Annotated in this window: 13 protein-coding genes; 1 reads left to right on the top strand and 12 read right to left on the bottom strand. The window is 39.5% G+C overall.

Going from position 1 to position 10,860, the window contains the following annotated elements; all coding sequences use genetic code 11:
- Positions 1-357, top strand: a 357-nt coding sequence (locus KI375_RS19290; protein WP_212975069.1) for a response regulator transcription factor, incomplete at its 5' end; no start/stop codon positions are given.
- Positions 358-682: 325 nt separating this feature from the next.
- Here the strand turns inward: KI375_RS19290 and KI375_RS27830 are convergent.
- The 12 genes from KI375_RS27830 to KI375_RS19240 all read right to left on the bottom strand — a co-directional run bounded on the left by KI375_RS27830 (position 683) and on the right by KI375_RS19240 (position 10,841).
- Positions 683-958, bottom strand: a complete 276-nt coding sequence (locus tag KI375_RS27830) for a LysE family translocator (protein ID WP_306419842.1) — start codon at positions 956-958, stop codon at positions 683-685.
- Entirely contained in the window at positions 943-1,308 is a 366-nt protein-coding gene (locus KI375_RS27825; protein ID WP_306419841.1) for a LysE family translocator, read from the bottom strand. The genes KI375_RS27830 and KI375_RS27825 overlap by 16 nt, the downstream gene beginning before the upstream one ends.
- Positions 1,309-1,561: 253 nt before the next feature.
- A complete protein-coding gene (locus KI375_RS28020; RefSeq protein ID WP_374706872.1) occupies positions 1,562-1,672 on the bottom strand; it encodes an anthrone oxygenase family protein in 111 nt (36 codons plus the stop codon).
- Between the two features lie 369 nt (positions 1,673-2,041).
- Positions 2,042-2,434 carry a PH domain-containing protein gene (locus KI375_RS19280; RefSeq protein ID WP_212975068.1) on the bottom strand — a complete coding sequence of 131 codons (393 nt, stop codon included), beginning with the start codon at positions 2,432-2,434 and terminating at the stop codon, positions 2,042-2,044.
- A 138-nt stretch (positions 2,435-2,572) separates the two neighbouring features.
- A complete protein-coding gene (locus KI375_RS19275; RefSeq protein WP_280528663.1) occupies positions 2,573-3,106 on the bottom strand; it encodes a P-loop nucleotide/nucleoside kinase family protein in 534 nt (177 codons plus the stop codon).
- A gap of 246 nt (positions 3,107-3,352) precedes the next feature.
- The gene (locus KI375_RS19270) at positions 3,353-4,549 is read right to left on the bottom strand and encodes an MFS transporter (protein ID WP_212975067.1); all 1,197 of its coding nucleotides are present in this window, start codon (positions 4,547-4,549) and stop codon (positions 3,353-3,355) included.
- A 314-nt stretch (positions 4,550-4,863) separates the two neighbouring features.
- Positions 4,864-5,037 (bottom strand): hypothetical protein, encoded by a 174-nt coding sequence (locus tag KI375_RS19265; protein ID WP_212975066.1) that lies wholly within the window; start codon positions 5,035-5,037, stop codon positions 4,864-4,866.
- 111 nt (positions 5,038-5,148) lie between these two features.
- Positions 5,149-6,291, bottom strand: coding sequence for a GTP-binding protein (locus tag KI375_RS19260; RefSeq protein ID WP_212975065.1), 1,143 nt, complete (start codon positions 6,289-6,291; stop codon positions 5,149-5,151).
- Positions 6,288-6,842 (bottom strand): dCTP deaminase, encoded by a 555-nt coding sequence (gene dcd / locus KI375_RS19255; protein WP_212975064.1) that lies wholly within the window; start codon positions 6,840-6,842, stop codon positions 6,288-6,290. Before dcd ends, KI375_RS19260 begins: the two co-directional genes overlap by 4 nt.
- 16 nt (positions 6,843-6,858) lie before the next feature.
- The gene (locus tag KI375_RS19250; RefSeq protein ID WP_212975063.1) at positions 6,859-8,049 is read right to left on the bottom strand and encodes a GTP-binding protein; all 1,191 of its coding nucleotides are present in this window, start codon (positions 8,047-8,049) and stop codon (positions 6,859-6,861) included.
- Positions 8,050-8,064: 15 nt separating this feature from the next.
- Complete coding sequence (locus KI375_RS19245; RefSeq protein WP_212975062.1) at positions 8,065-9,738, bottom strand: nucleoside recognition domain-containing protein; 1,674 nt, start codon at positions 9,736-9,738, stop codon at positions 8,065-8,067.
- Complete coding sequence (locus KI375_RS19240; protein WP_212975061.1) at positions 9,732-10,841, bottom strand: NAD(P)/FAD-dependent oxidoreductase; 1,110 nt, start codon at positions 10,839-10,841, stop codon at positions 9,732-9,734. The genes KI375_RS19245 and KI375_RS19240 overlap by 7 nt, the downstream gene beginning before the upstream one ends.
- Positions 10,842-10,860 lie beyond the last annotated feature (19 nt).

Raw genomic sequence — 10,860 nt, 5'->3', positions numbered from 1 at the left:
AATGGCTATTTACTTAAGTCTATTCAAGCAAAAGAGCTCATTGATACCCTTCATTTCATTCACCGTGGAGATACCATTATCTACCATGAAATTGCTAATCAGGTGTTTGAAAAATTGAAGGAGCAAATTGTTACAGGTGGTAAACATGCCAAAAATGATTATGGCCTGACATCTCGAGAAATTGAAATTATTCGCTATTTAGCCAAGGGTATGCGTTATAAGGCCATTGCCGCCAGACTTTATTTATCGGAGGGTACAGTTAGGAACTATGCGTCCGAAATGTACGCGAAACTTGGTGTAAGCAATCGTGACCAGGCTGTAGAAAAGTGTATAGAGAATGGATTGATATCTCATTGATTTCTTTCAAATTTTGGTTAGATCGGGAGGAAAAGGGAATTTGTTATGTTCGTACCGATACGATCGGTAAAATTCCCCAAAGAAAAAAGTCGATGGATTAGCATATTCACATTGTCCGATTCGTTGAGAAACTCCTTAACAATCGGACAAGTAATAGAAAATTGGGTAAACCGAAAGCACTAGCCAGAACAACCGGCTATTCAATCGATAAGCTGTTTGTGCTGGCCTACACTCTTTCTTCAGAAGCCTCATTCATATTGATTCCCGCTGTTCCTCCGCCAATAATGGCGATCAGACACAATTTCCATGATCACATACGATTTTTTTATCGTTGTTGAAAGGCTACTTTTACACCTAACCAAATATAAATCAAACCTGCAAATTTCCCGCTCCATTGTCCAAGTTTGGCAGTTCGCTTCATCAAACGGCCAATGGGTCGAACACTGATAGCAATCAAGGTTGTGTAAAGACAGCTCATGATCACAAATATCAAACCTAGCAATAAAAATTGGACAATCGCAGAACCCTTTTCAGGATGGACAAACTGTGGTAGAAAAGCTAAAAAGAAAATAGCCGTTTTTGGATTCAATACCTCTGCCAATACAGCTTGACCGTATGTTTGAAGACTTGATGTCTTTGAAACGAAGGAAGGACTTGCTTATTAGGCTTTTCTGCAATAGCTTTAAGCCCCATATAAATCAAATAAACTGCCCCAGCATATTTGACAAGGTTAAATGCAGCAGCTGAAGTCATCAAAATGGTAGACAGCCCCATAGCAGCAAACATTGTATGTATGAAATCACCTGTTGCAATGCCTAAACCTGTCAGTATCCCTGTTTTTCTACCGCCTCGTATCGTGCTGGATGTAGTTAAAAGCACCGCAGGACCAGGTACCAAAAACAAGCCTAAAACCACTACAACAAATGTTCCTAAAGTTGAAAACTCTAGCATTTAAACATCACTCCTTTTCCTGAACATCCATCACTATAACTATATTCCTAATATTTCTGTGTAGAGGTAGCAAGAAGCAATTTCAAACCTGTTCAACCTCTAATCTTCTATGAGCTAGTCTTATTACGCGATCATTAATGTTAGTATATTCATGTTCTGTTTGGCATTTGTTCAAGAAAGCCAATTGTTTTCACTATATGGACATGATAAAATCTTCGGAACTCATATAATGCCTCACCCCCATTCCATTACTCTAAATTCGCCAAAGAACGAAGACGAATAGTGCTAATGAGAGCAAACTTGAAATGGTCCGAACATGGTTCCATGCCGTCCATTTCAAATAGTAATCTTTCCATAGCTCCAAACTTTCTGCATCTGTAGCTCTTATATTGGCTAATGCATCATTTAGTGGACATTACATACCGCCGTAACCAGCAAGCTTCCCAGAAGATAAAACAAGCTACCAGCAAATATATAAATGACATTCGGTTCTTGCCAATTGAATAATGAAATAATCACAAGTATGATACAAACAAGAGATGTCCCTATAAACACTGTAAAGAATAGCCGATTTAGCACAGCGCTATTTATGGACTGCATTGCTGAAATCCCTTGTTCTGGAGTAAGCCGTTATAGGGCCTTCATAACAAATGCCGAAAATGCAAAGAACAATCCAGCAATCAACCCGGAGCCAAGTCATGCACTAAAATTAGAATGGGAGTTAGTTTTTCGATTATATTTCATCCTCTCTTTGCCCGTTCTCTTTAAGACTGATTGAAGGACAATTTCTCATCATTTCGTGAACCACTTGTTTAGGGTTTTCACTTTCAAATACAACATGATCAAACTCATATCCCTTCAATCGAAGCATGACTACTTCATCTGCATGATGATAGGCTAAAAAGTATTTCTTATCTTCAATTATAAATATTCCAGCTTTATAACCAGTTGTTGTGATACCTGTTCTCTTTATAGCCGCCGCCCACGGAAAATGAAATTTCCCCACCCGAATTTCTTCAATTGAGCTATAAGGTATTTTGATCTCTTTCCTCAAGGTCAAAGCCGCTGTCCATCCCGAAATATTCAATCGTAACTCTTGATCTCCAGTCATAACTTGAAAACTCATCTTGTATCTCCTCCAATTTATATTGCCAATCATCGATGGTTTATTTAACCAGTAACCCAATGAAGGAAATCACATAAAAGGCACTTCCTTTCAGGTTATAGTATTCCTTGTATTTTAGATACGCCCCTTAAATACTTTTTATATTGACTCTATAATTACTTCCCCTTCGCATGAAGGCACTTCAAAGCCGTTTAAATAAGATGTTAAAGTGCCTTCCGTGATAGGAAAAGCTGCATTTGCATCAAACCTTTTACTCCGTATATCCAGCCGTTTGCGAATAATGTCAGGACTAACTTTTAAATAAATAAGTTTCCACTCACCACCAGCTTTTTCAATTAGCTGTTTGTATCCATCTCGTTTGGCTTTTTGCCAAAAACTAAAATCAATCACAACCTTTCGTTTATCCTGAATTAGACGTATCAATTGATTTTGAAGTCTTCTTTCAGCATCGACTTGATAATCGCCATATTTCTCTACAGGATAATCTATTCCATAACGTCCATTAACCTTCCAAATCTCTTCATCAATTGAAAGACGTACAAACCCTTCTGTTTCCATCCGTTTTGCGAATGTAGTCTTCCCTGAACCTGCTACACCACACATCATAATAATGAATGGCTCTGAAGTGATTTGTTCTAATATATCTTTTACACTCTCTTCAAAATTCGACAATTCCTCACTCCTTAATAACTTCTCTTTTTTCTTCTATATATTCGGGTTCTTGTTCTTCTAAAGAATCAAAATCAATATCTGGATGACCGCTTAATCATGAACCACAAATTTCACATATCTTCCATTTTCTCAAATTGTTATAGCTGAATTCGTTTCCATATTCCATATAATAGAATAAATTAGAGAACCTTTTGTTTGATTAAATACGAAAGATTCTCCTATTAGTTTTTATTAAATAATTTGTTCTCACGATTTAGATCTTGTTGGTATAAAGGATCTATGTTTCCATGTTAAAAACACTGTACCAGCCAAAAAGGCTAATACTCCTATTACATAAGGGAAATAAGTGTTAATATCAAATAAAATCCCTCCTAATATAGGCCCTACTATACTTCCTAGGCTTACATATGCATTGTTCATACCCGCAATAAATCCTTGCTCATTATTAGCTAATTTGGATAGCACTGTATTGATAATTGGACGCAGAATGGATGTTGCTGTATATAGTAAACAAGTCAGCAATAAGATACTCCAAAAGCGTGTGGTGAATAAGAGAAAGAAAAAACTAACCCCTCCAGCTATCATTGTTCCGTTCATAATCTTCAAGTCACCAAAGAAGGAAACGAGTTTATTCGTTAATAACAGTTGCACCATAACACTTACAAATGCTGCAATTGTAATTACCAACGCAATATCCTTTGCCGTATAGCCGAATTGTTTGTCAACAAACAGGCCAAAAATTGCTTCAAAAATGTATAAAGATACACTATAGAGAAATACCAAAAGCAACGGAACAACGTAAGGTACTCGAATGGAGCGCAATAATTGCTGTACCATTGGTTGAGGTGTAGCGGTGTCTGCTTTCGTCATCTGTGTCTTTTTTTCTAATGTTTCAGGTAGTAAAAAAAATGACAGTAAAAAGGAAAGAAAGGAAAGAATGGCTGCAAAGTAAAAAGGTATATATAAACCATACGTTGTTAGAAAGCCCCCAATACCAGGCCCTATGACAAAACCAAATGATATGGAAGCATTAAGAAAACTTAACCCCTTAGCACGTTCTTCCTCTGTCGTTATATCAATAATACATGCCATAGCACCGGGAATTAACAGGGAGACAGCAATACCAGTTAAAAACCTTCCCAAAAAAAGCACCCAAAAGTGGAAAGAAAAAGCAAAGAGCAATTGAGATAAAGTAAGACAAATTAAACCAATCTCAATAATTCTTTTTCGCCCATAGCGATCAGCAAACCGTCCAGCAATGGGAGATAAAAATAACTGAATAATACCGTAAGTAGCAACTAATAATCCCATCATTTGTCCGTTTGAATTAAATTTCTCCATAAAGGCCGGTAATAACGGGATAAGCAAACCAAATGCAGTCGTAGCGATAAACACGCAAATCATTAAAAGGAATAATGTATTTATCTTACTAACTTTAAACATCAAATCATTCTCCTCTTTATGACATTCACCATTGAAACTCATTTCATATACATTATCATTTTATAAAATGATAATAACATTTTGCATTTATACTGTCAATATGAACTTAAAGTACATGACTTGGCTAATCTGCCCCCATTTAAATAGTACATTTGCGATGTAGAACTAGCCATGCAGGCAACCCTATTCTACGCACCATTTTTCCGCTTTTTAATCTGTTTTTTGGTGCGTAGACACCTCCTATGAACCATTTCTTTTACTTTTTAACCTATTTTTGGTGCATAGACCACTCTATGCACCACTTTTCTGCTTTTTTAACCTGTTTTTGGTGCGTAGACCACTCTACGTACCATTTTTCCGCTTTTTAATCTGTTTTTTGATGCGTAGACACTCCTATGAACCACTTGCCTGCTTTTTACTCTCATTTTTGGTCCGTAGACCCTCTCTATGAACCTTTTTCCTGCCTTTTTACCTGATTTTTGGTTCATAGACCAACTCTTATGAACCACTCCCCTGTGTTTAATCTGATAAAGACTGGTAGGGCGCTCACCGTAGAGAAGTGGTTCCTTTATTGGAGGCCGAGTTTATCTGACTTAGTTTTACACTACTTTTTCCATTTCTTCTTCTGTCACTAAGCATTGTTTTAACGAATCAATAATATGTTGCTTATCCATATTACTGCCAATAAAAACGAGCTCTGTCATTCGGTCGCCTGTTTCCTCATCCCAGTCCACAAAGGAATCTGGATCTTCTGCTTTTAGTTCTTCCTGTTCTTCTTGAGAATAACTGGCTAACCATCTGCCAGCGTCTTCTAGAGTTATCATTGATCCTGCTTGGGATAAGAATCCAGCTACATCATTTTTTGTTACTAGCCAGAAGAAGCCTTTTGCCCGCAGTATTGTTGATGGCCAATTCTCCAACCATTGTTGAAACCGCTCTGGGTGAAATGGCCTTCTGCATCTATAGACAAAGGAACTGATCCCGTACTCTTCGGTTTCTGGTATATGCTCCTCATTTAATTCTTTGATCCAGCCCGCTCCTTGACTGGCCTTTTCAAAATCAAACTGGCGTGTATTCAGTACTTGTGCTGGATCGATTTGGCCCAATGTGGCCGGAATGATTTTCGCATCCGGATTTAGCGTATTGAGTAAATGCTTTAACTCCGTAATCTCCTGATCCGAAATCTTATCTACTTTATTTAAAACAATCACATTGGCGAATTCAATTTGATCAATTAGTAAATCAACAATCCCTCTTTCGTCATCCTCGGACACATGCATTTTCCGATCCATTAGCAAATCCTCGGATCGATAGTCCTCCCAGAACTGTTGCCCATTCACCACAGTTACCATAGTATCAAGCTGGAAAAGGGTCTGCAGATCAACTCCTAATTCTTCGTCAGCATATACAAAGCTCTGCGCCACCGGGATCGGTTCCGATACTCCACTTGATTCTATTAATACATAGTCAATATCCATTTTTGCTAATTTTTCCAACTCTACGATCAAATCTTCCCGTAAGGTGCAGCATATACAGCCGTTTGTCATTTCCACCATATTTTCTTCTGTTCTAACTAAGCCACCTTCCTTGACGAGCTTTGCATCCACATTAATCTCGCTCATGTCGTTGACAATAATCGCTATTTTTAACCCTTGCTGATTTTCAAGCAAATGATTAAGCAACGATGTTTTACCGGCCCCAAGAAAACCACTTAAAACCGTCACTGGAATTTTTTTACTCATCCTTCTTTCTCCTCTCTTTCCCGGTCCAGATAGATACGACTAGGTGTAGTACCCTTTTGAGATACATATTTTCCACGATATCCTTCTGTCGCCTGATCCACTTGCGCAATAACCAACTGACATACGCGCATACCGGCTTGCAACTGGACTGGCACACGGTTCGCATTAAACAATTCCAGGGTGATTTGACCAGAAAAACCCGGATCAATCCAACCGGCATTTTGAATAAAAACGCCAAGTCTTCCTACTGAGCTCCTTCCCTCCACAAAAGCAGTTAAATGATTCGGTAGACCAACTTGTTCCAATGTGGTTCCTAACATAAAGGTTTGGGGCGGGATCGTTATAACCCCTTCCTTTGTTACTTCTATTTCCTGATAATTTGCTGGTTGCTCAACCGATAAAAAAGGAGTGGATATGTCGTCAACGACTAGAAATTCCTCTCCTAGACGCAAGTCAATCGAGGCCGGTTGAATACTTAATTCTTGGAAAGGGGTGATGGACAACTGGTTGTCAGATACATACTGTTCTATTGTTTTTCCTGATAAAATCATCTCTATTTGCTCCTAATTATGATAATTTCCAAGGAAATGGATTTCTAAATTGTGACCAATCCTCACTCATTTCCGACTCACTCAACAGACAACGGTCCAAATCCTGTGTTATTTGCTCGCGGTCTAAATCCATGCCAATGAAAACAAGCTTTGTGTGGCGGTCTCCATATTGAGGATCCCATAACTCTCTGACTTCCGGATTATTTTCAACTAATTCCTTTTGGCGGGCTTTCGGTAGTGAAGCTACCCAGTAAGCCAATGGCTCCACCTCTACAGAAGGACCTGCTTGAGAGAGCAATAATGCTATATCATGATGTGTGGCGCACCATATTATCCCTTTTATTCGGACAATCTCTTCCGGTAAATCTTGATACCAACTGACCAAGCGCTCGGTATGAAAGGGTAACCTTGATGTATATACAAATGAACCAATTCCATATTCTTCAGTTTCTGGAGTATGATTTTCAATTCCTTCATTTAGTTCCTTTAACCAACCAGCTGATTCACTCGCCTTTTCAAAATCAAACAAACCGGTATTTAATATTTCTTCTGGCTCTATCTTACTATGTTGTGTCCGGATAATATTCGCTTCAGGCTGTAGCTTGCGAATTACCTGCTCCAGCTTCTGTAAATCTTCCTCTTTTACCAAATCGGTTTTATTTAGTACAAGTACATTACAGAATTCGATCTGGTCAATTAATAAATCAGCAATATTTCGTTCATCCACTTCACTGACCGCTTGTTTTCTGTCAAGAAGCGAGTCACCAGATCCAAAATCATGCCAGAAGCGATTTGCATCAACCACTGTGACCATCGTATCCAAGCGGCAGTATTTTGTCAGGTCAATCCCCATTGTTTCATCAATATAAGAAAATGTCTGAGCCACTGGAACTGGCTCACTAATTCCAGAAGATTCAATTAGAATATAGTCAACATCTCCTTTTCTCACGAGTTTTTCAACCTCTACTAATAAATCCTCTCGCAACGTACAGCAAATACAGCCATTGGACATTTCAACCAGCTTTTCCTCTGTCCGTGAAAAACCGCCCTGGGATTGAACCAGCTCACTGTCAATATTGACCTCACTCATGTCATTGACGATCACTGCTACCTTTAATCCTTTCCGATTATGTAAAATGTGGTTCAATAAAGTTGTTTTACCAGCCCCTAAATAACCACTTAATACTGTTACAGGTATCTTTTTCATTCGTTCGTCCTCCTTTTAAAATAAGAAATACAAGCCAGCAGCTAGCAAACCTGCACTTATAACACTTGTCAGCATTTGCTTTCCACCGATAGATAAGGCAGTCTTCCAGCCTAGTTCCCTACCAATCGTAAATAATGTCACTAGACACGCAGAAAGTGTAGAAGCTAAGTAAACAAGAATAAATATTTGACTGATTGACATGTTCATTAATAGACTGCCCTGTCCCTCATTTAAGACAAGCAAGCCATCCTTTCTGATAAAAGAAAAGATTAAGCCTGGTGCTGCCTCTGCTGGAAGGGAAAATAGAGATAATAATGGCATGGCAAGCCAGCCGAACATCGATAACACATCTATTGCTTGTAGCACAGAAGCAACAAGGCAGATGATTAAGAAGATAGGCATTGCTTGCAATAAAAATTGTTTGATCGATCCAGCAACTTTCCAGTAAAATGCCTGCCAATTTATTTTTTGAATATAAGGAAGTGGAGCGATACGTGTCAGATTGTTTGCCGCATTCCGATTCCAAATTCTTGTATGAATCGCTCCGACTATAAATAACGTAAACAAATAAGGAACAAATAAAATGGGGGCATGAGCTGCATTAAAAATAGACAGTGTAGCTCCTATTTGATAACTACAGGCTGAGCCAAATGCAATCAGTGAAACACAAGATGTGCGAGTACAACTGCTACAACTTCTGCTTTGAAAAACAGCAACGACATTACAGCCAAATCCAGTAATAACGGGGAGTAAATCCCTGCCTGTCAAACCAATTTTGCGCAGCCATGGATCCAGCGCGCTTGTTATGTGCTCCTGTATACCAGTTTCTTCAGTGATACTTGTCATAACGCTAATCAGCAACACAACTGGAAAAGCCCACAAAAATGAATAGGAGCCTAGAGTAATTAACCCATAATCGCCCACCATAACATCAGCTAGAAAAGAAGGAGCTTGATCCACCCAAGAAATAATGGGGGTAAGCAGATATTTCTCCGCTATTGGCTCCAGCCAACTGACAAATAAGTAGGCACCAAATACAGGCAAGGCAAATATAGCAAAAATAGATAAGCAAGCTAGCATTGGACCTGCTATTGGTAACCGAAATACCGGGATTAATTGATTGATAGCATGGGGAGAGGGTGGGAGAAAGTCGAGGATGCTTTTCGTAGCCCCCCAAACCTTGGCCTCCCCAACGCATGCTATCACTTCTTCCTGTGCCATTTCATTCATCTCCCGCGTGTTAATCCAAACAACGGGGAGCTGCAATAATTCCCTTATCCGATTTTGTTCGGCCTGAGTTGGCAAATATTTATCCCGATGTGTTGCGACAATTGCCACCTTTTTTCCTTTTAAATTCAGCGCTGCTTGCAGCTCGGTCAACTCTTCTTTCAAATGGGTCGCTTTTACAACCACCAAAAGCGCCGCCTCTCCCCGCAGATGATCTAAAGTCAATTGTGTACTCTTACTGTCCGTATCCAATTGAAGTCCGGGCAGATCTGTTAACTGGATATGATGGGCTAATCTACAGGGAGCTTTTAAAGCAGATATGGTAGACCCTTTTACATTGCTAGCCACTGCTCTCTTTTCCCCGGTCAATTCACGAAACAGACCGGATTTCCCGACCGATTCATACCCGATCAGCAGGACTTCTGTCTGAAGAAGCGGGAATATTTCGCTGTGATCTAGCATTGGCACATCTCTCCGCACATGGATAGATCATCCAAATAGAAGTTTTCTTGCTTATACATTTCTAGAATAGATAAATCCAAGTTTAAGCGTTGGCCAATCGTTTCTGCTATGATCGCAAACCGTTGACGGAATTTATAAATATAACAAAAGATATGATCATCATGCCGCAGCTCTGGTCCCGCCAGAAATAGACCAGGAGTTGTAGTCGATTCATCTTTTTCATTTACTAGCATTTCATCATGCTGTCCGCGTGTCACCAAGTTTTCAATTTTGCTTGTACTTCCCTTGAAACCCGTAGCCAGGATGGGCTTTTCTCTAGTAAAATAGACTTTTCCATCATTTGTATAGACTTCATATCCTGAACCAGTTGCTTTGATCTGAGTGACGGCTGTCTGACCTGCCACGGTCACTAAACCAGAATCAAATAAATGTCGGACCCGATTATAGGTATAGGTCGATAAAGCAATACTGGGATCACTATTATCGACTTCCCATGTATTCGTCTTGGCAATAACGGTGACCTTTTTGCCAAGCTTCCCTAAGTGATAGGCTGCATCCATGCCACTTTCATAGCCTCCGATAACGATAAAATCATCTCCATCGAGATCTTGCCAGGATGAGATCAGACTATTGTGACGAGCAAGGTCCGCACCAGGGAAAGGAGTTAAATTTGGATATTGGTATTGCCCTCCCGCCCAGACAACAAAACGACTTTGATACTGTCCAGCGGATGTATCGAGTGAGAAAATGGCATCCTTTTTGTTTATCTCATTTACGTGAACCCCTTTTTTTATAGCTATCTCAAAGTGTTCGGCCACTACATCTAGGTATTTCGCATAAGCCTCTCCAGTAGGATGCTCCATATCAAGTGTATAGGCTGGAGAAGTTTTTGGAATAACCGCGTTTAAATCTGTCTGGCCAAATCCTTGCGCAGGAAAAGAAGGCGTAATAAATTTCATTTCCTTAGGCCAACGCAAAAGAGAAGCACCTATCTCATCTTTTTCCAAGACCAGATAGGATGCTTTCATTTGTTGCAGTATAGCTGCGATACCAATTCCTGAAGGGCCAGCTCCTACAATAATGACATCATATATTTTATTCACAGTACCCCTCCTAAATCAT

This window comes from Bacillus sp. J14TS2, assembly GCF_018333015.1.
In the GTDB taxonomy this organism is placed as follows: Bacteria; Bacillota; Bacilli; order Bacillales; family Bacillaceae_C; genus Lederbergia.
The sequence above is the reverse complement of the archived record's forward strand: the minus strand, read 5'-3'. Positions and strand labels throughout refer to the sequence as shown.